The organism is Rahnella sp. NRRL B-41462 (assembly GCF_003263525.1).
GTDB classification, from domain to species: Bacteria; Pseudomonadota; Gammaproteobacteria; order Enterobacterales; family Enterobacteriaceae; genus Rahnella; species Rahnella aceris.
In genome coordinates, this window is the sequence record NZ_JYDF01000061.1 from 25487 (window position 1) to 51682 (window position 26196).

General features: G+C 53.0%; 20 protein-coding genes and 2 pseudogenes. 19 read left to right on the forward strand and 3 right to left on the reverse strand.

The genetic code is table 11. From position 1 onward, the window contains the following. Window positions 1–181: 181 nt before the first annotated feature. Window positions 182–1537, reverse strand: a complete 1356-nt coding sequence (locus UC14_RS15860; protein WP_013574091.1) for a 2-hydroxycarboxylate transporter family protein — start codon at window positions 1535–1537, stop codon at window positions 182–184. A 319-nt stretch (window positions 1538–1856) separates the two neighbouring features. Between UC14_RS15860 and UC14_RS15865 the strand changes: the two are divergent. The 15 genes and pseudogenes from UC14_RS15865 to emrB all read left to right on the forward strand — a co-directional run bounded on the left by UC14_RS15865 (window position 1857) and on the right by emrB (window position 17629). Continuing rightward, window positions 1857–3508: pseudogene (locus UC14_RS15865) on the forward strand (ATP-binding protein). Further along, window positions 3501–4214: a response regulator gene (locus UC14_RS15870; RefSeq protein ID WP_112152328.1), complete on the forward strand. Its 714-nt coding sequence runs from the start codon at window positions 3501–3503 to the stop codon at window positions 4212–4214. Before UC14_RS15865 ends, UC14_RS15870 begins: the two are co-directional and overlap by 8 nt. Before the next feature lie 588 nt (window positions 4215–4802). Continuing rightward, a pseudogene (proV, locus tag UC14_RS15875) lies at window positions 4803–6000 on the forward strand (glycine betaine/L-proline ABC transporter ATP-binding protein ProV). Continuing rightward, window positions 5997–7196: a glycine betaine/L-proline ABC transporter permease ProW gene (proW, locus tag UC14_RS15880; protein ID WP_013574087.1), complete on the forward strand. Its 1200-nt coding sequence runs from the start codon at window positions 5997–5999 to the stop codon at window positions 7194–7196. Before proV ends, proW begins: the two are co-directional and overlap by 4 nt. Window positions 7197–7301: 105 nt before the next feature. After that, the gene (gene proX / locus UC14_RS15885; protein ID WP_112152327.1) at window positions 7302–8312 is read left to right on the forward strand and encodes a glycine betaine/L-proline ABC transporter substrate-binding protein ProX; all 1011 of its coding nucleotides are present in this window, start codon (window positions 7302–7304) and stop codon (window positions 8310–8312) included. A 24-nt stretch (window positions 8313–8336) separates the two neighbouring features. After that, the gene (gene proX / locus UC14_RS15890; protein ID WP_013574085.1) at window positions 8337–9332 is read left to right on the forward strand and encodes a glycine betaine/L-proline ABC transporter substrate-binding protein ProX; all 996 of its coding nucleotides are present in this window, start codon (window positions 8337–8339) and stop codon (window positions 9330–9332) included. 116 nt (window positions 9333–9448) lie between these two features. Next, complete coding sequence (locus UC14_RS15895; RefSeq protein WP_013574084.1) at window positions 9449–9631, forward strand: type II toxin-antitoxin system HicA family toxin; 183 nt, start codon at window positions 9449–9451, stop codon at window positions 9629–9631. A 21-nt stretch (window positions 9632–9652) separates the two neighbouring features. Next, complete coding sequence (locus UC14_RS15900) at window positions 9653–10084, forward strand: type II toxin-antitoxin system HicB family antitoxin (protein WP_013574083.1); 432 nt, start codon at window positions 9653–9655, stop codon at window positions 10082–10084. A gap of 168 nt (window positions 10085–10252) precedes the next feature. Further along, window positions 10253–11437 carry an MFS transporter gene (locus UC14_RS15905; protein WP_013574082.1) on the forward strand — a complete coding sequence of 395 codons (1185 nt, stop codon included), beginning with the start codon at window positions 10253–10255 and terminating at the stop codon, window positions 11435–11437. A 174-nt stretch (window positions 11438–11611) separates the two neighbouring features. Beyond that, complete coding sequence (locus UC14_RS15910) at window positions 11612–12373, forward strand: AzlC family ABC transporter permease (protein WP_013574081.1); 762 nt, start codon at window positions 11612–11614, stop codon at window positions 12371–12373. Further along, complete coding sequence (ygaH, locus tag UC14_RS15915) at window positions 12363–12701, forward strand: L-valine transporter subunit YgaH (RefSeq protein ID WP_013574080.1); 339 nt, start codon at window positions 12363–12365, stop codon at window positions 12699–12701. Before UC14_RS15910 ends, ygaH begins: the two co-directional genes overlap by 11 nt. A 174-nt stretch (window positions 12702–12875) precedes the next feature. Next, window positions 12876–13397 (forward strand): transcriptional repressor MprA, encoded by a 522-nt coding sequence (gene mprA / locus UC14_RS15920; protein ID WP_013574079.1) that lies wholly within the window; start codon window positions 12876–12878, stop codon window positions 13395–13397. 23 nt (window positions 13398–13420) lie between these two features. Then, window positions 13421–14875, forward strand: coding sequence for an efflux transporter outer membrane subunit (locus tag UC14_RS15925; RefSeq protein ID WP_112198037.1), 1455 nt, complete (start codon window positions 13421–13423; stop codon window positions 14873–14875). 25 nt (window positions 14876–14900) lie between these two features. Then, complete coding sequence (emrA, locus tag UC14_RS15930; protein WP_013574077.1) at window positions 14901–16076, forward strand: multidrug efflux MFS transporter periplasmic adaptor subunit EmrA; 1176 nt, start codon at window positions 14901–14903, stop codon at window positions 16074–16076. A gap of 17 nt (window positions 16077–16093) precedes the next feature. Further along, window positions 16094–17629, forward strand: a complete 1536-nt coding sequence (emrB, locus tag UC14_RS15935) for a multidrug efflux MFS transporter permease subunit EmrB (protein WP_015689403.1) — start codon at window positions 16094–16096, stop codon at window positions 17627–17629. A 75-nt stretch (window positions 17630–17704) separates the two neighbouring features. Here the strand turns inward: emrB and UC14_RS15940 are convergent, their stop codons facing one another. Then, on the reverse strand, window positions 17705–18808 hold the full coding sequence (locus tag UC14_RS15940; RefSeq protein WP_013574075.1) for a tRNA/rRNA methyltransferase: 1104 nt from the start codon (window positions 18806–18808) through the stop codon (window positions 17705–17707). Window positions 18809–19052: 244 nt separating this feature from the next. Between UC14_RS15940 and trxC the strand changes: the two genes are divergently transcribed. The 4 genes from trxC to pssA all read left to right on the forward strand — a co-directional run bounded on the left by trxC (window position 19053) and on the right by pssA (window position 24498). Beyond that, complete coding sequence (gene trxC / locus UC14_RS15945; RefSeq protein ID WP_013574074.1) at window positions 19053–19472, forward strand: thioredoxin TrxC; 420 nt, start codon at window positions 19053–19055, stop codon at window positions 19470–19472. Window positions 19473–19601: 129 nt separating this feature from the next. Further along, window positions 19602–20306, forward strand: coding sequence for a tRNA-uridine aminocarboxypropyltransferase (locus tag UC14_RS15950; RefSeq protein ID WP_013574073.1), 705 nt, complete (start codon window positions 19602–19604; stop codon window positions 20304–20306). A 31-nt stretch (window positions 20307–20337) separates the two neighbouring features. Further along, entirely contained in the window at window positions 20338–23058 is a 2721-nt protein-coding gene (locus tag UC14_RS15955; RefSeq protein ID WP_112198038.1) for a bifunctional acetate--CoA ligase family protein/GNAT family N-acetyltransferase, read from the forward strand. 84 nt (window positions 23059–23142) lie between these two features. After that, complete coding sequence (gene pssA, locus UC14_RS15960; RefSeq protein WP_165497409.1) at window positions 23143–24498, forward strand: CDP-diacylglycerol--serine O-phosphatidyltransferase; 1356 nt, start codon at window positions 23143–23145, stop codon at window positions 24496–24498. 189 nt (window positions 24499–24687) lie between these two features. Here the strand turns inward: pssA and UC14_RS15965 are convergent, their stop codons facing one another. After that, the gene (locus UC14_RS15965) at window positions 24688–25986 is read right to left on the reverse strand and encodes an MFS family transporter (protein ID WP_013574070.1); all 1299 of its coding nucleotides are present in this window, start codon (window positions 25984–25986) and stop codon (window positions 24688–24690) included. Window positions 25987–26196 lie beyond the last annotated feature (210 nt).

Sequence of the window (26196 nt, forward strand, 5' to 3'; positions counted from 1 at the left end):
CGTCAAAAAATAGTGCTCTTCCTTACGTGGGAACCTGCTCACGGGGCGGGTGACTCGTCTCTGAGTGCGCAAATAATAACCGCCGGACAATAAATAAGCAGGTTGAATTGAGTCCAAAATTGGACTGGGGATTTTTTCTCAGGAAAACCCACCCCTTAGGCTGAAGGGGTGGGTGAAGGTGTTATGAGAAGAACTTCGCCAGAACAAACAGGCCGACAGAAACGTTGATAGCTCCCCCGATACGGGTAGCGATTTGCGCGAAAGGCATCAGCGTCATGCGGTTGCCGGAGGTCAGAATCGCCACGTCGCCCGTGCCGCCCTGCCCGCTCTGGCAGCAGGAAACAATCGCCACATCGATAGGGTGCATGCCAATTTTCTTACCCACATAAAAACCGGTGCCGACCAGCGCCAGCACTGTGGTCACAATCACCAGCAGGTTCTGAAGGGTGAAAGCGTTGATCAGTTCCTGCCAGGGCGTGATCGCGACACCCACCGCGAACAACACCGGATAAGTTACCGCCGTACGAAAGAATTTATACACCGTCATCGAGCCGTGCTGAATAGTCGGCGAAACACCGTTCGCCAGTTTCACCAGCACCGCCGCAAACAGCATGCCGACCGGCGCTGGCAGGCCGATCCATTTCTGGCCGAGCATCCCGACCATGTACAGCAGGATGGCCAGCAGCGCACCACAGGCCAGCGCGTTGACGCCCGGATTGCCCTCAAATTCATCGGTGCCACTGCCCATCTGGCCTTTTTTCGACGGCATCAGTTGGCCTTCGCCGGTAAGATGCGGATAACGTTTACCAAGCTGGTTCAGCACGCCCGCCAGCACAATGGCCGTCAGGCCACCGAGCATAACAATCGGCAGAATGCGCCCAAGCGCCACGCCCTGCTCCATATGCAGGATGGTCGCGTAACCCATCGACAGCGGGATCGCACCTTCCCCGACACCGCCAGCCATGATCGGCAGGATCAGGAAGAAGAAGGTTTGCATTGGCGGTAAACCTAAAACAGTGCCCATCGCCATACCGGCAATCATGCCGACCACTTCGCCGCACAGCATCGGTACGAAAATACGCATAAAGCCCTGGATCAGCACCTGACGGTTCATGCTCATGATGCTGCCGACAATAATGCAGCAGATATAAAGGTAGAGAATATTGGTGGATTTATAGAATTTGACCGTGGAATCAACAACAACATCCGGCAGCAGGCCGTAATGCACCATCGCCGAAGGAATAAAAGTGGCACAAATCGCCGCGGCCCCCAGTTTACCCACCACAGGTAAGCGTTTACCCAACTCGCCACAGGCAAAACCGAAGAAGGCCAGCGTGGCGACCATCACCACGATGTCACTCGGCAACTTGCCATTCAGGCAATCGAGCAGGATCAGCACGCCCGCCAGCAGGAAAAAGGGCAGCGGGATAATGCCTATCTTGTAGTGATCAAGAATGTGCCACCATTTTTGTCTGGCCGAGAGGCCGGAGGTTTTCGTTTCTTTGACAGCGATGTAGGAATCGTCGGTTGTGCTCATGACATTGCCTCTTTCTTCTGAAGACTTTTCTTATTGATGGTCTGAGCATATGAAAACAGGCGGTCAGCCGGGTGTGAGGTTGTTCAAATTAAAACCGCAGGGATAAAGGTTGTTATGGTGTTTATGGTGTTAATGCACCCTGATTTATAAGGATTATAAGATTAGTAGTAAATCCCGCTATTAACCCTGTTATTACTGTGTGAAATAATCATTATTTTAATCTTCTGTTCACAACTCCGCTTCTCTGCGATTACGACTCACATTTCGCCGTGATAGGCTTATTGAATGTATATCTCAGGTTCGCCATGCTGCAGGTCGTATGAAATTCAGGTTACCTTTTCAGGTAAAACTCTTTTTATCTCTGGTGGTATTTTCCTGCGTGTTGCTGGCACTGCTGGGGGCTATTTTATTTCATATTATTGACCGTCAGTTACATCATGATCTGGGCCAGCGTGCACGGGTTCAGGCCAGCGAGATCGCTCTGATGCCGGGGCTGGCGCAAAAGGTGCAGGCCCGCGATATCCCCGGCATCGCGAAACTAATCCAGCCATTACGCGATAAAAGTGACGCCAGTTATATCGTTATCGGCGATACCCGCGAGCTGCATCTTTATCATTCCGAATCCCCGGAGCGCATAGACCTGCCGATGATTGGCGGTGATAACGCCGGTGTGCTGGCCGGTAAAACCATTATTTCCGTACGTCAGGGCGGCATCGGCGTTTCATTGCGCAGCAAAGCCCCGATTCTGGATGCCAGTAATCAGGTGATCGGCATTGTCTCGGTCGGTTATCTCACCTCTTACATCGATAATATTAATGGCCGCCGTCTGGCGCAGGCCGGTTTATACGGTTTACTGCTTTTATTACTGCTGTTTATTTTTTCATGGATGTTCACCCGCAACGTTAAAAAACAGATGTTCTGGCTGGAACCCAAAGATATTACCCTGCTGGTCCGCCAGCAAAAAGCGTTGCTGGAAGCCATGTATGAGGGCGTATTTGCGATCAACGCCGAAAGGCAACTGATTTCAATTAACCGGGCCGCACGCGAGTTACTGGATATCCGCCAGCCCGAAAACGAGCTACTGGGTAAACCGCTGGCGGAGGTGCTTCAGACGCCGCCCACGTTCTTTACGCAACGTGGTGTCAGTGAAAACAACAGTCAGCATGATCAGATTACGGTACTCAATCAGAGACAGGTGATCGTCAACCGCGTACCCATCGAACTTGAACCCGGTGCAGAAAGTGGCTGGGTATTCAGTTTCCGCGATAAAAATGACATTAATACGCTGAGCAGCCAGCTGAGTCAGGTGAAGCGCTACGCCGATAACCTTCGCATTATGCGCCATGAACAACTGAACTGGACTGCGACGCTGGCGGGCTTGCTGCAAATGCAGCGTTACGACGATGCAATGCGCTATATTCAGGCACAGTCGGAAGGCGCGCAGGCCGTGCTGGATTTCGTCTCAGCACGCTTTACCTCGCCAGCACTTTGTGGCCTGCTGCTGGGGAAATACGTCAGTGCACGCGAAAAAGGTGTCGAGCTGAGTTTCGATCCCGCCTGTCAGCTCACCCGCATACCGGCAGCCATCAGTGAAACCGAACTGATGTCAGTGATTGGTAATTTGCTGGATAACGCCGTGGACGCCACACTGAAAGCACTGACGCCCCCGGCACGGTCGAATTGTATATTTCCGACCGGAACCGGGAACTGCTGATTGAAGTCGCCGATCAGGGCAGCGGCGTGGAAGATGCACTCAAGCCGCACCTGTTTGAACAAGGCGTCACCAGCAAGCCCTCCAGCGGGCAGGACGCCACGGGTGCAGAACACGGTATCGGCCTGTATCTGGTGGCCGGTTATGTCCGTCAGGCGGGTGGCAGCATCGAAATCTCAGACAACACGCCGCAAGGTACAATATTTTCAGTCTTTATCCCGTATCCGGCAGAAGCGTTAACAGGACAGAACCATGAATAACAGCAGCGCACTCGATGTCGTGATTGTGGAAGATGAGCCACATCTGGCTGGTCTGCATCGTGATTTTATCGAGCAAAATTTCAACCTGCGCGTCGTCGGCATTGCGGCCACACTGGAGCAGACGCGTTCTCTGCTGCGCCTGCATCAGCCGCGTCTGATCTTACTCGATAACTATTTGCCGGATGGTCAGGGTGTCGATCTGATCGACAGCCCGTTGCTGAAAAGCTTCGATTGCTCGGTGATTTTCATTACCGCTGCCAGCGATATGCAAACCTGTAGCCAGGCCATGCGCAGCGGCGCGTTCGATTACATCATCAAGCCGGTGTCGTTCCATCGTCTGCGCAGTTCACTCGAGCGCTTTATGCAACTGGTGCAAACGCTGCGTAATGTGAAAGTGGTCGATCAGCGGGCCCTGGATAAGTTGTTCAATCTGCCCGCCAGCGATACACCGGCAGCCCCTTCTGCCAAAGGCATCGAGCCGAATACGCTCGAACTGGTTCAGCGGGTTTTCACGGCGAAACCCGACGTCAGCTGGTCGGTGGAACAGGTGGTTGAAGAGGTTGGGATCAGCAAAACGACCGGTCGCCGCTATCTGGAATATTGCGTGGAAATTGGCTTTATCGGCGTCGAGATGCAGTACGGAAATATCGGTCATCCGAGACGTCTGTATCGCAAAATAGCAGACGAAGAAAAATCCGTATCCTGAGGCCGAATTTCGGCCGTTTTGCGTGAAGAACTTCCCCCTCCCTGCCGGTGTCATCACCGGCGAATTTCCCGCATACCCCGCCTGTTCAGGTGATTATTTCATTACGTAGTCATCTTTCAGACAAGCGGTAAATTCACGGCTTTCACGCAAAGCTCAAATCTCTATTTACCCTTGCAAATCCCCTCCTCATAAAACGCATTAACTTCAGGGAAATACCTCAATAACTCCGTTCTAAAATCACACAAATAAAAAAGACAACAAATCCCATAAAATCAATAAATTACTTATATTTTTAGCGAAAGCATCCGTCGTGAAATTAGGCAAAAACCCAAAGTGCTCTGGCGGGATAAATTGTCATTAATTGTCAGTTTGAATTTACCGAAATTAAACACCGCAAATACAGATAAATACGTAACCAGAAACCCAATCATGAATATTCATCGGAAACATTGAGACTTGTCTCAGAATTTCGATGTGTTAGGGTATAACGCGTTCACTATTTCGTTACAGGCAAAATCCTATACGGTCCAACACAAAAATTAGACATCGAGCCGATACGGCTATTTATATCCAAGGAATGCACATTGCATGGCAATTAAAATCGAAGTAAAGAATCTTTATAAGGTATTTGGCGAAAACCCGGATCGCGCTTTCAAGATGATTGATGCAGGCAAGGGTAAAGAAGAGATTTTTGAGAAAACCGGTCTTTCACTTGGCGTTAAGAATGCCAGTCTGGCCATTGAAGAAGGCGAGATTTTCGTCATCATGGGGTTATCCGGTTCCGGTAAATCCACCATGGTACGCCTTCTCAATCGTCTGATAGAGCCCACCCGTGGCGAAGTCCTGATCGACGGCGAAGACATCGCCAAAATCTCAGAAGCAAAATTGCGCCAGGTGCGCCGCAGTAAAATCAGTATGGTATTTCAGTCCTTTGCGCTGATGCCACACCTGACCGTGTTGAATAACACCGCGTTTGGTATGGAGCTGGCTGGTGTGCCGGTCGAAGAGCGCAATACCAAAGCGCTTGACGCGCTGCGTCAGGTCGGGCTGGAAAACTATGCCAACTCTTATCCGGATGAATTGTCAGGCGGGATGCGCCAGCGTGTCGGTTTAGCGCGTGCTATGGCCAACAACCCTGACATTCTGCTCATGGATGAAGCCTTCTCTGCACTTGACCCGTTAATTCGTACCGAAATGCAGGATGAACTGGTGAAGCTGCAGGCTCAGCATCAGCGCACCATTGTGTTCATTTCTCATGATCTGGACGAAGCCATGCGTATTGGCGACCGCATCGCCATTATGCAGGGCGGCGAAGTGGTACAGGTCGGCACGCCGGAAGACATTCTTAATAATCCGGCCAACGACTATGTGCGCACGTTCTTCCGTGGTGTGGATATCAGTCAGGTCTTCAGTGCCAAAGACATTGCCCGCCGCCGTGGCCGCGCTTATTCGTAAAACCCCCGGTTTTGGTCCACGTGCCGCTCTCAAGCTGCTCGAAGATGAAGACCGCGAATATGGTTATGTACTTGAACGTGGACAGAAATTCATTGGCGTGGTGTCGATTGAATCCCTGAAAACCGCGCTCAAAACCAATCAGTCGCTGGAAAGCGCCTTGCTGGAATCTCCGGCAGCCGTGCAGGCAGACATGCCGCTCAGCGAACTGATTTCCCATGTCGCCGCCGCGCCTTGCGCTGTGCCGGTCGTCAATGAGGACAATAACTATATCGGCATTATTTCCAAAGCCATGCTGCTTCAGGCTCTGGACAAAGAAGGGGGTAACGAATGAGCACTTCAACCATAACGAACACCATTACACAGCACGCGCAGGCCGCTCAGGCCCAGGCTCTCGATCCTTCCGTGGATCCGTGGAGTGCCGATAACGCCAGTGGCGGTGTCGCGCCACAAGCTGACGCCGCCACCCATGCCGCGCCAGCCGATGCAGGCAGCAGTGATCCGTGGGGCGGCAGCAGCGATGCCGCAACCAGCACACCAGACGCGACGCACCATGCCGCCGCCCAGACCAACGACTGGCTGAGTGTCGCGCCGGAACAGCATCAGCATTTTAATATTCTCGATCCGTTTCACAGCACGCTGATCCCGCTCGACCGCTGGGTGACTGAGGGGATCGACTGGCTGGTCGGTAACTTCCGCCCGGTATTTCAGGGGATCCGTGTTCCGGTCGATTTCGTCCTGAGCGGTTTCCAGCATGGTCTGGAATCCCTGCCAGCGCCGATTGCGATCCTGGTCTTCGCCCTGCTCGCCTGGCAGATGGCCGGTTTCGGCATGGGTGCTGCCACGCTGGTTTCGCTGGTGCTGATCGGTGCGATCGGTGCCTGGTCACAGGCGATGGTGACGCTGGCGCTGGTTCTGACCTCGCTGTTCTTCTGTATCCTGATCGGCCTGCCGCTCGGGATATGGCTGGCGCGCAGTCAGAGAGCGGCGAAAATTATCAGGCCGCTGCTTGATGCCATGCAAACCACACCTGCGTTCGTCTATCTGGTGCCGATCGTGATGCTGTTTGGTATCGGTAACGTGCCGGGCGTAGTGGTAACGATTATCTTCGCCCTGCCGCCGGTGGTGCGTCTGACCATTCTGGGTATCAATCAGGTGCCGGAAGACTTGATCGAAGCCGCGAAATCCTTTGGTTCCAGCCCGCGTCAGTTGCTGTTTAAAGTTCAGTTGCCGCTGGCGATGCCGACCATCATGGCCGGTATTAACCAGACGCTGATGCTGGCGCTGTCGATGGTGGTTATCGCCTCGATGATCGCCGTCGGTGGTCTGGGTCAGATGGTACTGCGCGGTATTGGTCGTCTGGATATGGGTCTGGCGTCAGTCGGTGGTGCGGGTATCGTTATTCTCGCCATTATCCTCGACCGTCTCACCCAGTCGATGGGACGCGACAGCCGCAGTAAAGGCGGTCACCGCTGGTTCACCCGCGGTCCTGTCGGTCTGGTGATGAAGCCTTTCACGAAGAAAGCCTGATTCACACACTGCATTTTTCCCGGCGGCTCGCTGCCGGGAACTCTCAAAAAGCTAAAAAAACGCAGTCCACTCTTACGTATTCAACAGCAAGAATAAGGGTTCACCATGCGCACAACTCAGAATAAAACACAGATCAAAGCACTCATCCTCGCAGTATCCATGGCAACTCCCGCTGCTTTCGCTGCCGATTTACCGGGCAAAGGCGTGGTCGTCAAACCGTTGCAAAGTACCATCGCGGAAGAAGCCTTCCAGACAGAACTGGTTAACCGCGCGCTGGAAAAACTGGGCTATGACGTTCAGCAAACCGGCGAAGTGGATTACAACGTGGCGTATACCGCCATCGCCAGCGGCGATTCTACCTACATGGCGGTGAACTGGGAGCCGCTGCAAAAAGACATGTATAACACAGCCGGTGGCGACCAGAAATTCTACCGTCAGGGCACCTACATCAGCGGCGCGGCGCAGGGTTATCTGATCGATAAAAAAACCGCCGACAAATATCACATCCACGATTTGTCACAGCTGAAAGATCCGAAGATCGCCAAACTCTTTGATGCTGACGGCGACGGCAAAGCGGATATGGCGGGTTGTAATCCGGGCTGGGTCTGCGGCCAGGTGATCAATACCCAAATCAAAGCCTACGGTCTGAGCAATACCGTGACGCAAAACGAGGGCAACTATTCGGCGATTATCGCTGACACCCTCACCCGGTTTAAATCCGGTAAGCCGGTGTTGTACTTCACCTGGACGCCGTACTGGGTCAGCAACGAGATGAAACCGGGCAAAGACGTGGTCTGGCTGACTGTGCCGTTCTCGGCCAATCCGGGTTCGCAGAAAGATCTCGATACCACGCTGCCGAACGGCAAGAACTACGGTTTCCCGGTCAATAACGAACACATCGTGGCGAACAAAGCCTGGGCTGAGAAAAACCCGGCGGCCGCGAAACTGTTCGCCATCATGAAACTGCCACTGGCCGACGTGAATGCGCAGAACCTGCGGATGCATGAAGGTGAATCCTCATCAGAAGATATCCAGCAGCATGTTGATGGCTGGATCAAGGCGCATCAGGCGACCTTCGATGGCTGGATCAAAGAAGCTGCCGCCGCAGCAAAATAACGCATTATAAAAATCGAGGAATTTATGAAAAAGACAGGAATCTGGGCAGTTGCCGCCCTCACCACATTTGCAACAGCCACCACATTCGCCGCCGATCTGCCGGGTAAAGGCATCAGCGTGACACCCGTTCAGAGCACCATCAGCGAAGAGTCTTTTCAGACAGAACTGGTCAGCAAGGCGCTGGAGAAACTGGGCTATGACGTTCAGCCAACCCGCGAGGTCGATTACAACGTCGGCTACACCACCCTGGCTGCCGGTGATGCCACTTTCACCGCCGTCAACTGGTCGCCACTGCATGATGAAATGTACAAAGCCGCCGGTGGCGACAAAGTGTTTTACCGTGAAGGGACTTACGTGACCGGCGCGGCACAGGGCTGGCTGATCGATAAGAAAACCGCTGAGAAATACCACATCACTAATATCGAACAGCTGAAAGACCCGAAACTGGCCAAACTGTTTGATACCAACGGCGACGGCAAAGCCGATCTGACCGGTTGTACACCGGGCTGGGGCTGCGAAGCGGCGCTGAATGAACAGCTGAAAGCCTATGGTCTTGAACCGACCGTGACGCACAATCAGGGTAACTACTCTGCGATGATCGCTGACACCATCACGCGTTACAAAGAAGGTAAACCGATCTTCTATTACACCTGGACGCCGTACTGGGTGAGCAATGTGCTGATCCCGGGCAAAGACGTGCTGTGGATGCAGGTACCGTTCTCCGTGGTGCCAGGGGATAAAAACGCCGATACCAAACTGCCAAATGGCAAAAACTACGGTTTCCCGGTGAGCACTATGCACATCGTGGCGAACAAAGCCTGGGCTGAGAAAAACCCGGCGGCAGCAAAACTGTTTGCCATCATGAAACTGCCTCTGAAAGACATCAATGCGCAGAACGCCGCGATGCACGCGGGTAAAAATTCAGATGCGGATATCGCTGCACAGACCGACGGCTGGATCAAAGCCCATCAGGAAGAATTTGATGGCTGGGTAAAAGAAGCGGCTGCTGCGGCGAAATAACGCAGTCACAGACTCAGTAAGGCCAGCGGGCGGAGAGAGATCTCCGCCCGTTTTTTTGTGGGTGATTGCTGGTGTGTGTATTGGTGTGTATAATCATCCATCACCAAGGAGAGCCCATGAAATCAACGGAATTGATTAAAGCGCTGCTTGCAGCGGGTTGTGAACTCAAGCGTCACCGGGGAGGAAGTCATCAAATTTGGTGGTCACCTGTCACCAACAAAACCTTTCCCGTTCCCCACCCCAAAAATGATTTACCTGTGGGAACTCTCAAATCCATTAGAAAAATGGCAGGGATATGATCCTGCAACTGGAGGTTGAATATGTTCTTTTCAGTCGGTCTTGAAACACCAAAAGATGACAAAACCGCTTACGGTATGGTGGTACCTGCATTTACCGCGTTTGATTACGGATGCTTCTCTGCAGCGGATACCCGTGAAGAAATCGCCCCTATGGTTCGCGAAGCCATCCTGATGACAGTAGAAGATTTGATCGAAAGCGAACGCTTTGTTGTTGACGATATTTTTGATGCAGGCCATTTGGTGTATGCCGCTAATCCCGAATATGCCGACTTCGATACCTGGTTTTTGATTGATATTGATCTCTCGGAATTCGAAGGGAAAGCGCATCGAATCAATATTTCGCTGCCTGACACCCTGATCAAACGCATTGATAATAAAGTTAAAAATCATCCGTCATATCGCGACCGCAGCCATTTTCTGGCGATGGCCGCACGTAAAGAATTGCTGACCTGACAATCTGACAGCAGGAAACCCTCCTGCTGGCGACTCCCTTGCCACTGTGTCTATTACAAAACCAAATAGTTGCCATTAAAACTATTCATTGGTTTAATATTTCAACCAAAACGATAATCATCATCCGAATTTCCCCTGATTCTTCAATAAGATCTGTTAAATCTCATTATGAAAAAAACGACCACACATTCCCCACTCAGCCCGGCACTGATTATTCTGATGGCGGTGGCCACCGGGCTTGCCGTCGCCAGTAACTATTATCCGCAACCGTTGCTGGAAACCATCGCCCGCGCTTTTAATCTTTCCGTCAATCAGGCCGGGTTTATTGTGACGGTGGCGCAGCTCGGTTACGCCTGTGGGTTGATGTTTATCGTGCCGCTGGGCGATATGTTTGAGCGTCGCGGTTTAATCGTGCTGATGACGCTGCTTTCCGCCGCCGGACTGCTGATCACCGCCATGGCGCCCACGCTGACCGTCATGCTGGTCGGGACGGCGCTGACAGGACTGTTCTCGGTCGTGGCGCAGATTCTGGTGCCGCTGGCCGCCACACTGGCGGAACCGGAGCGTCGCGGTAAAGTGGTCGGACTGATTATGTCTGGCTTGCTGCTGGGTATTCTGCTGGCGCGAACCGTCGCTGGTGCGCTGGCGTCGCTGGGCGGCTGGCGGACGGTGTACTGGGTTGCCAGTGCGCTGATGATCGTGATGGCGCTGGTGCTGTGGCGCAAGCTGCCGAAACATCAGCAAAAAACGGATCTGAATTATCCGCAACTGCTGAAATCCATTTTTACGCTGTTCATCCACACGCCGGTGTTACGTACCCGCGCGCTGATCGGCATGTTCTGCTTCGCCAACTTCAGCATTTTGTGGACGTCGATGGCGTTCCTGCTGGCTGGCCCGGCGTATCACTATTCCGAAGGGGTAATCGGCCTGTTTGGTCTGGTGGGGGCGGCGGGGGCACTGGCGGCCACCCGTGCAGGGAATCTGGCGGATAAAGGCAAAGCGCATCTGACCACGACCGCCGGGCTGGTGCTGCTGTTACTGTCATGGGCTGCGATTGCCCTGGGACAACACTCGGTGATTTCGCTGATTATCGGTATCATCGTTTTGGACCTTTCGGTTCAGGGCGTACACATCACCAACCAAAGTGTTATCTATAAAACGATGCCGGAAGCGCGTAACCGCCTGACGGCGGGTTACATGACGACGTACTTTATCGGGGGTGCGGCAGGTTCACTGGTGTCGGCTTCAGCCTATCAGGCGGCAGGCTGGTACGGGGTCTCAGCAGCAGGCATCGTCATGTGTATACTGAATTTACTGGTCTGGTGGAAGGGTCATAAGTACACACTGGCCTGATAACGTACGAAACTACATCAGGCGGGAATCATCACCCCTCCTGATTAGCTTGCGAATAGTCATTTGGGAAATTTATTTGAACCAAAGGGTGTCAACAATACTTACAGTCTGGTAATGTTTACGCCATGAATTATTCGCTGGCAACCATCCGGTTTCACAATGTTTCAAATATCCATGCAAACCAATCCAGATCTCGAAGCACCTGACCCCGTCCGCGTTTCCACTTTCGCACAAGGTATTACCGATAGCCTTCCTATCGTGATTGGTTATCTGCCCATTGCTTTTGCATTCGGGCTCAGCGCGGTCAAACTAGGTTTCACTCCCGCTGAAAGTCTGCTGTTTTCCATTCTTATCTACGCTGGCGCCAGCCAGTTTGTGATCACCGCGCTGCTCAGTGCAGGAATGTCGTTGTGGGTTTCCGCCCTGACCGTGATGGCGATGGATGTCCGGCACGTGCTGTACGGCCCGTCGCTGCGCAATCGCCTGGCGGGAAAGCTCAATGGTAAAAAAACGGCGCTCTGGGCATTCGGCCTGACGGACGAAGTGTTCGCTGCCGCCACCGCCAGGCTGATCCGTGATAAACGCAGCTGGAGTGAAAACTGGATGTGCGGCATTGCGCTGTCATCGTGGCTGTCGTGGGTATCGGGCACCGCCGTGGGTGCACTGTTTGGTAATGGTCCGCTGGAAAATTTCCCGGCCGTCGAAGCCGCGCTGGGATTTATGTTACCGGCGCTGTTTCTGAGTTTCCTGCTCGCTGCTTTTAAGCGCCAGCAGAGCATAGTGTTTGTCGCCTCGCTGGCCGGTGCGCTGGGCGGGCTGTTGTTCTGGTCGATCCCCGCTGCCATAGGCGGTGGTCTGGGCGCAGGGTGCCTTGCCGCCCTGCTGCAACGTCCTCAATCCCCTTCTGCCACGGAGATAACCTCAGATGAGCACTGATGTCATTCTGGTTTGTCTGCTCGTCGGCACCGTCAATTACCTGTTCCGGTATCTGCCTCTGCGCCTGGGTTCGCGGCAGAAATCGGGACTGAAAAATGGCCCGCTCTCCCGCGTGCTCGACAGCATTGGTATCGCGTCAATTTGCGCGCTGCTGGTGGTTTCAGGCACCCCTGAAATTCTGCGCGATCAACAAAAGCTGCTGCCGTCACTGGCCGGTTTCGTTCTGCTCGCACTGATTTTCTGGCGCACCAAAAGCATCATTATTGCCACCCTGACCGGTGCCGTAGTGTACGGACTGGTGTTCAAGGTGATGCTGCTGGCAAGCTGAGGACCATTTTTACCGTAAGGCAACACCCGGGCAAAGTCTGCCTGATACATTAAACATCGAATAATTCACCGGAGTTATGAATAACACTAATTGCTAAAGAATTGGTGATTCATGACATTGATATTATTAATTACCATCGTTACTATGTCATTCGTAACTAATGAGGCTTCTCATATGGACAGTTCGTTCGCGCCAATTGAAAACATGTTGAATTTCCGGGCTAAAAAGCAAAAAGATTTCCCTTATCAGGAAATTCTGCTGACCCGCCTGTGTATGCACATGCAAAGTAAATTGCTTGAAAACCGTAATAAGATGCTGAAAGCACAAGGAATTAATGAAACGCTGTTTATGGCGTTACTCACCCTTGATGCGCAGGAAAGTCACAGTATTCAGCCTTCGGAGCTAAGCTCTGCGCTAGGTTCATCCCGTACCAACGCCACCCGTATTGCGGATGAGTTGGAAAAACGCGGATGGATCGAACGCCGTGAAAGCGATAACGACCGCCGGTGTCTGCATTTGCACCTGACGGCTGACGGTGAAGCCTTTATTCAGAAGTTACTGCCGCCTCAACATAAGAGCCTGCATTTTCTCTGGTCGACATTAGACGCAGATGAACAGAAGCAGTTAGAAACCCTGACGCGCAAACTGTTAACTCGCCTTGATCAGATGGATGCGACAGCACCACAACAATTCTAGATTTCTGTTCAGGTAAACCACACATGTCACTCCAAGCTCGCTGGAGGCTTACGCCGCTGTTTGCCGTTTTGACGTTGGCCGGCTGCGCCTCCAGTAATAATATTGCTCCTCAGTCGTCGCTGCTGGATACGCAACAGCTTCATCTGCAGCAGGAAAAAGTCAGTTCCCTGACCATCGGTCCTCAGTGGTGGCGCAGTCTTAATGACCCGCAACTCGATAATCTGATGACTACGACGTTGCAAAACTCGCCATCATTACGTCAGGCAGCCGCCCGCGTGCGCGAAGCGCAAAGTGTGATGGGAGAAGCTGATGCCGCCAATGGCCCTTATCTGGATTTGAACGGTTCAACGCGTCGTGAACGTGTCGCAAAAAACACGATCCCGCCGTTTTTGACCAGTTATCCCGAAGCGCCAATTTACGACAGCAGCAACAGCCTCGGGCTGAATCTGAGCTATGAGTTTGACTGGTGGGGGAAATACCGCAATCAGGTGAATGCCGCGAAAGCACAGGTGGATTCCGCCCGTGCTGAACAGGCTGAAGCCGCTCTGACGCTGACCAGTTCGGTGGCGTCAGCCTATTATCAGTTGCAGGCAGATCTTGCCTTGCAGGATGTTCTGCAACACGAAGTGGACAATAATCAGCATCTGGCTGATTTGCGTAAAGCGCAATATCAGGCAGGCGTGTACGGTGTTGAAATTCCGCAACAAACCCAGGCTCAGGCCGACAGTGCCAAACAGCAAATCATCAATCTGAAAGCGCAAACCGAACAGCTAAGACATCAGCTTTCCGCGCTGGCCGGACGTGGTCCGGATGCCATGAACGGGCTGCACGCCGTGGCATTGCCGTCGCCTGACGCGCTGGCACCGAAAGGTGAACTGACGCTGGATTTACTCGGCAAACGCCCGGACATCGCTGCACAACGTGATCTGGTGGAGTCCTATTCCCTGCGGGTCAGTGCCGCGAAAAAAGAATTTTATCCAAGCCTTTCCATCAGTGCCTTCGGCGGTCTGACAACCACCAACTACGGCGGCACCAGCCCGAATCTTTTTGAAGCAGCCAGTAAAGCCTGGAATATCGCGCCCGCCATTTCGCTGCCAATTTTCCACGCCGGTGCGCTGCGCTCCAAACTGGGCGAAGAGTCCGCGTTATATGACCAGTCTGTTGAGTCGTATAACCAGACCATCCTGAACGCCATCCAGCAAACTGCGGATGCCATTACTGTCTCGAAAAGCAGCGTTGAACAATTGCAGCAGGCGTCTTCTGCCGCTAAATCGCTGGAAGAGGTGTATCGCGTTTCAGATGCAAGATACAACGCTGGCGTCATCGGACGGGATGAGCTGTTAACCAGCCAGTCAGCACTCCTGCAACAACAGCAGGCGCAACTCACTGCCAGCAGTCAGTTGATGCAGGCAAAAATCAGTCTCATCCGTGCGCTTGGGGGTGGCTATCAGGCCCCTGCCGCGGACCAAAAATCATAATAAAAGACTCAGTGTGGAGAAGACCATGAGCGCAAATGCCGACACTCAGGCAACGCCGCAAGCTCCGAAAAATAAGAAAAAGACGCGCAAAGTCGCGATGCTCTTGTTAACCGGAATTTTCATTATTATTGCCATCGCCTACCTGTTCTACTGGCTGCTGGTATTACGTCATTTCCAGTCTACCGACGATGCTTACGTGGCCGGTAATCAGGTACAGATTATGGCGCAGGTGTCGGGCAGCGTGACCGACGTCAACTTCGACAGCACCGACTTTGTGAAAAAAGGCGACGTGCTGGTGACCCTCGATCCGACCGATGCAGAGCAGGCTTTCGAGCGCTCTAAAACGGCGCTGGCAAACAGCGTGCGTCAGACGCATCAGTTGATCATCAACGGCAAGCAATATCAGGCCAATATCGCGCTGCGTCAGACCCAACTGCAACAGGCACAGACTGACCTTAAGCGCCGCATTGTGCTGGGTAATGTCGATGCCATTGGCCGCGAAGAACTGCAACACGCCCGTGACGCCGTCGATACCGCGAAAGCGCAATACGATGTCGCTGTTCAGCAGTACAACGCCAATCAGGCGATGATTCTGGATACGCCGGTCGATAAACAGCCGCAAGTTCTGCAGGCCGCCGCGCAGGTTCGTGACGCATGGCTTGCCCTGCAACGTACTAAAGTGCGCAGCCCTGTTGACGGTTTCGTTTCACGCCGTGCCGTACAAATCGGCCAGCAGATCAGCCCGACAACGTCCCTGATGGCCGTGGTGCCAGCGCATCACATCTGGGTTGATGCCAACTTTAAAGAAACCCAGCTGGCGAATATGCGTATTGGTCAGGTGGCAACCGTGGTCAGCGATATGTATGGCGATGACGTGAAATACCACGGCAAAGTCGTCGGTATGGACATGGGCACCGGCGGCGCGTTCTCGCTGTTACCTGCGCAAAATGCCACCGGCAACTGGATCAAAGTGGTTCAGCGTCTGCCGGTTCGTATCGAACTTAACGATCAGGAAGTGGCTGAACATCCGCTGCGTATCGGTTTATCGACACTGGTAACGGTTGATACTCAGAATCGCGATGGCCTGGTGCTGGCCGATAAAGTCCGTACCGAACCGTTGTATCAGACTTCAGCACTGACGCTGGATCTGGCACCGGTTAACGCCATTATTGCTGACGTTATTCATGCCAATGCAGGCTAAAACATCCGGAGGCCTCTGTGGCAAATAAACCGCTGGTAGGCGCCCCGCTGGCCTGGATGACGGTGGCTTTGTCTATGGCCACCTTTATGCAGGTGCTGGACTCGACGATCGCCAACGTGGCGATCCCGACCATCGCCGGGAATCTGGGTGCCTCGAACTCACAGGGTACCTGGGTTATCACCTCATTCGGGGTGGCGAATGCCATCTCGATCCCGATCACCGGCTGGCTGGCAAAACGCATCGGTGAGGTCAAACTGTTCCTGTGGTCCACAGTACTGTTTGCCCTCGCTTCATGGTTGTGCGGGATGTCCAACAGTCTGGAAATGCTGATCTTCTTCCGTGTGTTGCAGGGCGTGGTGGCAGGTCCGCTGATCCCGTTATCACAAAGTCTGTTACTGAATAACTATCCACCGGCCAAGCGGAGTACCGCGCTCGCGCTCTGGTCGATGACGGTGATCGTCGCCCCGATTTGCGGGCCGATCCTCGGCGGGTATATCAGTGATAACTATCACTGGGGATGGATCTTCTTTATTAACGTGCCGATTGGTCTGGCCGTGGTGTTCCTGACGCTCAGAACGCTGAAGGGACGCGAAACCGCCACGCAGATCCGTCCGATCGACAGTGTGGGATTAGTGCTGCTGGTGCTGGGTATCGGTGCCTTGCAGGTGATGCTCGACCGGGGTAAAGAACTCGACTGGTTTAACTCGACGGAAATTATCGTGCTGGCGGTCGTGGCGGTGGTCGCGCTCTGTTTCCTTGTGGTCTGGGAACTGACCGACGACCATCCGATCGTCGACTTGTCACTGTTTAAATCGCGAAACTTTACCATCGGCGTGCTGTGTATCAGCCTGGCCTACATGCTCTACTTCGGCGCGATTGTGTTGCTGCCGCAGCTGTTGCAGGAGGTTTACGGGTATACCGCCACCTGGGCCGGTCTGGCGTCCGCGCCGGTGGGTATTTTGCCGGTACTGATGTCGCCGATTATCGGGCGTTTCGCGCACCGTCTGGATATGCGAAAGCTGGTGACCTTCAGCTTTATCATGTATGCCTACTGCTTCTTCTGGCGTGCGTATACGTTCGAACCGGGGATGGATTTTGGCGCATCCGCCTGGCCGCAGTTTATTCAGGGCTTCGCGGTGGGTTGCTTCTTCATGCCGCTGACCACCATTATTCTGTCGGGATTACCGCCGGAACGGATGGCGGCGGCATCGAGTCTGTCGAACTTTATCCGTACACTGGCGGGGTCGATTGGTACGTCAATCACCACCACGTTATGGTCGAACCGTGAATCGCTGCATCACGCCCAGTTAACGGAAAACATCACGCCGTATAATCCGGCGGCGACGCAGACTTATCAGCAGCTCGAAGGTCTCGGTATGAGCCACCAGCAGGCTTCAGGATGGATAGCGCGGGAGATCACCAATCAGGGATTAATTATCTCTGCCAACGAGATTTTCTGGTTATCCGGCGGGGCGTTCCTGGTGTTGCTGATTTTAATCTGGTTCGCCCGACCGCCATTCACCAGTGGCGGTGGCGCGGGTGGTGCGCACTGATTCAGATAAACCCTGAATGTCAGAAAGCAAAACGGACGCCTTATGCGTCCGTTTTTTATGGCTGAAACCGGGCGATTACGCCTGGTTCTGACGCCACCATTCTGCCAGCAAAATACCGGATGCCACGGAAACGTTGAGGCTTTCCACTTTACCGGTACCGCCGATAGACACGCTCAGGTCGCCCTGCTGCCATGCGCTGTCAGATAAACCATCACTTTCTTCGCCCAGCACCAGCACCATTTTGGCCGGTAACTGCGCTTTGCCCAGCGCCGTACCTTTATGGCTCGACGTGGTCACGATGGTGTATCCCGCTTTACGGAAGGTTTCCAGCACTTCAAGGAAGTTATCCGCGCTGATGGCTTTAACGTGTTCTGCGCCGCCTTCAGCGGTACGGACTGCTGCGCCAGATTCCAGCTGGGCCGGATCCTGAACCATCATCCCGTTGATACCAAAATGCGCACAAGAACGCATGATACCGCCGAGGTTGTGCGGGTTACCGACGTTTTCCAGCGCCAGCACACAGTCTTTCGCCGGAGCCGTTTGCAGATACGTTTCTGCATCCAGACCCTGACGTTTTTTGATCAGGAAGCACACGCCGCCGTGGTGTTCGGTGCCGGAGGCTTTCGCCAGTTCGTCATCTTCAACCACATGGTAGGCTTTGCGGTTCGCCGCCATCCAGCGCAGCGCTTCGCGGAAACGCGGAGTCACGGACTGCACAAACCATGCACGCACAATCGCGTCCGGACGGCTGGCAAACAGTGCCTGACAGGCGTTTTCGCCATACACACGGGTTTCTTCCTGACGCTGACGACGCAGTTGTTCAGGATCGATAAAGCTTTTACCGCTGATACCGCCGTGATCCGGAACAGATTCATCTGCCGGCGGACGTGAAACTGTTTTCCACGGCGAAGAGTACGGGCCGTCGTCGTCACGCGCCGGACGACGCGGGCGATCATCACCACGGCGTGGTGCCGGTCCGCGGGAATCGCCACGGGAATCGCTGCTGCGACGCTCATTGCGGCGGGCATCGTCTGGACGGGAACCCTGGCGAGGTTTATCGCCCGGACGTCCTTTATTGTTAGAAGGACGTTTATCGTTATTGCGGTTATCGCCGTCGTCGTCACTGCGGACGTACATCACTTTGACTTTGCCGTTCTTGCCACTGAATGAATCGTTCATTTTTCTCTCCACCTACGCGCAGGGCGCGAAGATTACCTGATGTCTGTGAGCTAAGCCACAGGCTTTGGACCAAAAGCTAAAAACTATCGTAATCATTGAATAAACCACGTTGTTTACGTGACGTATCGACCCCATACTTACAACATATAATTAACATATCAGCCGTGTTCTTTACCGCTTTTAAGGATAAAACCGGGGTTGTGGTTGATACCATTCTCACGTTAAGCAATGTAGAGGCTATTTTATGAATACGGTTTGTTCATCATGTCAGGCCACCAACCGCCTGCCTGAGGATCGTATCGACGACGGCGCAAAATGCGGCCGTTGCGGTCATGCACTTTTTGAAGGCGATGTCATTCACGCGACTGCCGCCACGCTGGACAAATACCTGCAGGATGATCTGCCGGTGGTTGTCGATTTCTGGGCACCGTGGTGTGGCCCTTGTGTTAACTTTGCACCGATTTTTGAAGACGTTGCACAGGAACGCGCCGGTAAAATCCGCTTCATCAAGGTTAATACCGAAGCTGAACCTGAACTGAGCGCGCGGTTCCGTATCCGCAGTATTCCGACCATTATGGTATTTAATGAAGGCAAAATGGTCGATATGTTGAGTGGAGCAATGCCTAAAGCACCGTTCAACAACTGGCTTAATGAATCATTGTAACGCATAAGCCGCTATAAAGCCCTGCTGAAGGCCCGTCACCGCACGGGCCTTTTTCTGTTCCGAACACAAGCCACTTGCCTGCCACCACCGGGCGATTAGAATAGCCGTTTTTCGCATACCGGAATGCCTATGTCAGACAATGCCGTCCTTCGCCTGCGTGAGCAGCGTTTAGCCCGATCCACCCGTCCTTTTCTTGCGCGTGGTTCACGGGCGATACGCTGTCAGACCTGCCTGTTGCCCAAACGCCACTGCATCTGCGCCACGCGCGAAATTCATCAGGCCACCAGCCGTTTTTGTCTGGTGATGTTTGACACGGAGCCGATGAAACCGAGCAATACGGGTCGCTTAATCGCGGACGTGTTGCCGGATACGCAGGCGTTTTTGTGGTCACGCACGCAAACCGATCCGGCTCTGCTGGAAGCAATTGCGGACCCGCAGCGTCAGGCTTATGTGGTGTTTCCCGCCTCTTTCGCCGAACCGCCGCGTCAGGTGTTTACCGAAGTTCCGGCGGGCAGCAAACCGCCTTTATTCATTATGCTCGACGGCACCTGGAACGAAGCGCGCAAAATGTTCCGCAAAAGCCCGTATCTGGATAATTTGCCGGTTTTCTCTCTCGATGTAAGCGCCAGCTCCGGCTATATCCTTCGGGAAGCCTCGCGCCCGGAACTGCATTGCACCGTGGAAGTGGCCGCCGCCCTGCTGGAAAAAGCCGGTGATCTCGATGCTTCAGCGGGCCTCTCACGCCACTTTACCCATTTCCGCACCCAGTATCTGGCCGGAAAACCCCATCATCCGGTGCACCAGCTCACAGCAAAGAACGAAGAAAACCTCTAGAATCATGGGAACATGATGAACCGGAGACGTTATGAGTCAGCGCGGACTGGAAGCCTTATTACGACCTGAATCTATCGCGGTCATTGGCGCGAGCAATAAACCGGGGCGGGCCGGATATCTGATGATGCGCAATCTGCTCGACAGCGGATTCAATGGCCCGGTGCTGCCGGTTACACCCGCTTATCGCGCGGTGTGCGGCGTACTGACCTGGCGGGATGTCGCCAGCCTGCCGATGTCGCCCGATCTCGCCATTCTCTGTACCCACGCTGACCGCAATCTTGCATTGCTCGAACAGCTCGGCGAACGTGGCTGCAAGACGGTCATTGTGCTTTCCTCACAGCCACAACAATTCGTTGAACTCAAAACCAGCGCCCAGCGCTTTTCGATGCGCCTGCTCGGACCCAACAGCCTGGGCATTCTTGCACCGTGGCAAAAACTAAACGCCAGTTTTTCGCCGGTGCCCATCCTGCCCGGTAAGCTGGCGTTTATTTCGCAATCGGCTGCGGTCGCCAATACGATTCTGGACTGGGCGCAACAGCGTGCCGTCGGCTTTTCCTATTTCGTATCACTGGGCGACAGCCTGGATATTGATGTCGATGACCTGCTCGATTTCCTCGCCCGCGACAGTAAAACCAGCGCTATTTTGCTCTATCTCGAACACATCAGCGATGCACGGCGCTTTCTTTCTGCCTCACGCAGTGCCTCACGCAATAAACCGATTCTGGTGATCAAAAGTGGTCGCAGCGGACAGGCGCAGCAATTACTCAACAGCCCGCTTAGCCTCGACGCCGCCTATGATGCGGCTATTCAGCGCGCCGGTTTACTGCGCGTGCAGGATACGCACGAGCTGTTTTCCGCCGTTGAAACGCTGAGCCATATGCGCCCGTTACGCGGTGAGCGTTTGTTTATCATCAGTAACGGTGCCGCTCCTGCCGCGATGGCGCTGGATCAGTTGCTTTCGCGTAACGGCAAACTGGCGAAACTGAGCGATGAAACCTGCCAAAAACTGAGTGCCATTCTGCCTGACAATATTGCCGTCTCGAATCCGCTGGATTTGCATGATGACGCCACACCGCAGCTGTATCAGGCTGTGATGACCACCCTGCTGGACAGCACTGATTACGATGCGCTGCTGGTGATCCACGCCCCCAGCGCCGTCGCACACGGTACGGTGACCGCCAGCCATCTGATCGATGCTGTGCATAAGCATTCGCGTGGCAAATACATCACGCTGCTAACCAACTGGTGCGGCGAGTTTTCCTCGCAGGAAGCCCGCAAGTTATTCACCGAAGCCGGGATCCCGACTTACCGGACACCGGAAGGAACGGTGACGGCGTTTATGCATATGGTGGAATATCGCCGGAACCAAAAGCAGCTGAAAGAAACACCGGCACTTCCGGCCGACCTCGAGCAGAACACTGATCAGGCGCATCAGTTGATCGCCCGCACACTGGCGGAAGGCACGACACAGCTGGATACACATGAGGTACGCCCGATTTTGCAGGCGTACGGCATGAATGTGCTGCCGACGTGGATTGCCAGCGACAGCGCAGAAGCGGTGAATATCGCCAGCCAGGTGGGTTATCCGGTGGCGCTGAAATTACGATCCCCTGACATCCCGCATAATTCTGAAGTACAGGGCGTGATGTTATATCTGCGTACCGCCAGCGAAGTCGCGCAGGCGGCGAATGCCATTTTTGACCGTGCCAGACAGGCGTTTCCGCAGGCGAGAATTCTGGGGCTGCTGGTGCAAACCATGGCCAACCGGCCAGGCTCACAAGAATTGCGCGTGGTGGTCGAACAGGATCCGGTATTCGGCCCGCTGATCATGCTGGCCGAAGGCGGTACCGACTGGCGACCTGAAAGACAGGCGGCGATTTCCCTGCCGCCGCTGAACATGACGCTTGCACGTTATCAGATAGTTCAGGCGCTGAAGAGTGGAAAAATTCGTGGCCGCCATGCCCTGCATCCTCTTGATATACCGGCGCTGAGTCAGTTGCTGGTGAATGTGTCGAACCTGATTATCGACTGCCCGGAGATCGAACGGCTGGATATCCATCCTCTGCTGATTTCCGGCAGTGAGCTCAGCCTGCTGGATGTGTCCATGCAGCTTTGTGCACAGGGAGCAGAGGCACCGTCACGACTGGCGATTCGCCCTTATCCGCGCGAGTTGGAAGAGCGCGTTATACTGAAAGACGGATCACCGGCATTGTTCCGGCCAATCCTTCCGGAAGATGAGCCGCTGCTTAAAGCATTTATCCTGAAAGTCACTAAGGAAGACCTGTATTACCGCTACTTCAGTGAGATCAATGAGTTCACCCATGAAGATTTAGCGAACATGACACAGATCGACTACGACCGTGAAATGGCGTTCGTCGCCATTCGTACTGTGAATGATGAAAGTGAAATTATTGGCGTCACCCGGGCGGTCTCGGATCCGGATAATATTGATGCTGAATTCTCGGTACTGGTGCGGTCGGATCTGAAAGGTCTGGGGCTCGGAAGGCGGCTGCTTGATAAGATGATCCATTACGCGGCAGAGCACGGCCTGCAACGTCTGACCGGCATTACGATGCCCAATAACCGTGGCATGATCACGCTGGCCAGAAAACTCGAATTCGACGTCGATATTCAGATCCAGGACGGCATTGTGAACCTCTCACTGGCACTGGAAAAGACCCGGATTTCGCAGCAGAAAGCCGCGAGCCTGCGCCATGAACAGGCAAAAGATGCGCACATGGGGCAGGACTAATGGTATTATCGACCGATTGTGCGGTTACCACTGTCTGCTTGTGCCGCTAAAGCCATTACATGAAGAGAGAAGAAGCGCACTGTGATGTTGTCAAAATTTAAACGTAATAAACATCAACAACACCTTGCTCAGCTGCCCAAACTCCCCCAAACGGTTGATGCTGTAAAAACACTCTACTGCCCTGCAGATTTCCGTAAGACGCTGCTCGAAGCCATTGCCAACGCCACCCAACGGATTTATCTGGTCGCGCTCTATTTAGAGAACGATGATGGCGGTCGTGATGTATTGTCGGCGCTATATGCCGCCAAGCAGCAACGTCCTGAACTGGAGATTTGTGTGCTGGTTGACTGGCACCGCGCGCAGCGTGGTCGCATTGGCGCGGCAGCGTCAAACACCAATGCTGACTGGTATTGTCGCATGGCAAAAGAGCATCCTGAGCTTTCCGTGCCGGTGTATGGCGTTCCGGTCAATACCCGTGAAGCGTTAGGTGTTTTGCATCTCAAAGGCTTTGTTATTGACGATCAGGTGATCTACAGCGGCGCGAGCCTCAATGATGTTTATCTGCATCGTCATGAAAAATACCGCTACGATCGCTATCAGTTACTGTCCAACGCCCCGCTGGCAGATGCCATGATCGACTTTATGAAGAAGTCGCTCCTGACAGCCGCAGCGGTACAGCGTCTTGATCGTGAAGATCGCCCGAAAAGCATTGAGATTAAAAACGAAACGCGTCAGTTCCGTCAGAATCTGCGCAGCAGCGGTTATCATTTCAAAGACAGCGCAGGGAATGATGAGCTGGCAGTGACCCCTATCGTCGGTCTGGGCAAACAAAATGAGCTTAACCGAACTATCCATCATCTCATGGCCAGTACGGAACATAAGCTGACGCTGTGTACGCCTTATTTCAATATGCCTGCCATGCTGGCACGTAATATTATTCATCTGCTGCGTCGTGGTAAGCAGGTTGAAATTATCGTGGGTGACAAAACCGCAAACGATTTTTATATTCCGCAGGATCAGCCATTCAAAATCATCGGTGCCTTACCGTATTTGTATGAAATTAATCTGCGTCGTTTCCTGAGCCGTTTACAACGCTTCGTGGACAGCGGACAGTTGATTGTCCGCCTGTGGAAAGACGGTGATAACAGCTATCACCTGAAGGGAATGTGGGTGGATGACCGCTGGCAACTTATTACCGGTAATAACCTGAATCCTCGCGCCTGGCGTCTGGATTTGGAGAATGCCATTTTGATCCATGATCCGCATAAAGAGCTGGCGATCGCGCGACACAAAGAACTGGAAGAAATACGCCAGCACACGCAGGTTGTCTCGCATTATATGGAGCTGGAAAGTATTCCTAATTACCCGGTGAAAGTCCGTAAGCTTATCCGCCGTCTGCGCCGGATACGTATCGACAGATTAATCAGCCGGATTCTGTAATTGGCTATACTGAAAGCCTGATCATCGTGATCGGGCTTTTTTGTATTTGGAATTCCACTTTGTGATGCAAAAATTCTCCTGGCTCTCAGGCTTCCTGTCATTATGCTTATAGCAGGCGCAGCTGCTGGCTACAGCGCTTACCATCTTATCCATTATTAAAAGTGCATCCCTGCACTCTCTCCGTAAGAATTACAGCTGTATTTCCTTTCCTTTGCGGTGCAATTTCATCGATACGACCAAAGCGATCAAACACATTACGCAGACATACCAGAAAAATACTTCCTCTATATTCCAGGATTTAAAGGTCAGGGCGACATATTCTGCCGAACCACCAAACACAGCATTTGCAACCGCATAAGATAATCCGACACCCAATGCCCTCACTTCCGGCGGGAACATTTCCGCCTTTAATAATCCGCTGATTGATGTGTAAAAACTGACAATCAGCAGTGCCAAAACAATAAGTCCGAAGGCGATATAAGGACTGGTAACGGTTTGCAGAATATACAAAATCGGGATGGTGAAAACAGTCGCCAGGCCGCTGAATATCAACATAGAACTGCGTCGACCTATTTTATCCGAGAGCCCGCCAATAATAGGCTGCAAACACATAAAGACAAACAGGGCGACGGTCATTAAGGCACTCGCTGTTTTGGTATCCATCCCGGCAGTATTCACCAGATATTTTTGCATATAAGTGGTGAAGGTATAGAAGGTCAGGGAACCTGCCGCCGTGAACCCTAATACCATCATAAATGCCTTTTTATGCTTCCATAAACCCGAGAGGGTACCAGCATCTTTATGCTCACGAGTTTGTTTATCTGATGTTTCGTTCAGTGAACGCCGCAGGAACAACGCCACGACAGCAAGCACAGCGCCCAAGGCAAATGGGATCCGCCACGCCCAGGATTTAAGCTCATCATTGGAGAATATCTGCTGCAGTATAACCAGAACCAGAAGTGCTAATAGTTGCCCACCGATCAAGGTCACATACTGAAATGAAGCATAAAAACCGCGACGTCCTTTAATCGCAACTTCACTCATATAAGTTGCGCTTGTTCCGTATTCCCCACCAACAGAAAGCCCCTGGAATAGACGGGCGACCAGTAATAATACCGGTGCCCAGCTGCCTATCGTCGCGTAGGTTGGCAAACAGGCGATCACCAGCGAACCGCAGCACATCATGCAGACCGAGATCATCATTGAGTTTTTGCGCCCATGTTTATCGGCGATATAACCAAATAACCATCCTCCAATAGGGCGCATAAAGAATCCTGCGGCAAAAACGCCTGCAGTTTGTAATAACTGGGTTGTACTGTTTCCGCTGGGGAAAAATGAAGAAGCAAAATAGAGCGAACAAAAGGAATAGACGTAGAAGTCAAACCATTCGACCAGATTTCCCGAAGATGCCCCCACAATCGCAAAAATACGTTTCTTCTTATCTTGCTGATCATGATTCTCAGATTGAGATCCCAGAGTATCCTTCATATTATTTTCTCCCAATAGTTCCTGCTATAAGCGTGGTTAAGGCTATTTTTTATCGATAGGAAATATTGAGTTAAGCAACGAATGGATAAGGAAGAGAGGAAAGTTGACGAGTTACCTGCGTTTGCGTTGTTTTTTGTGATGCAGCGCGTGGATAAATGTAATTTTTAGTTAAATTCCGCATAGCAAAAAGCCCCGCACTTTCGTACGGGG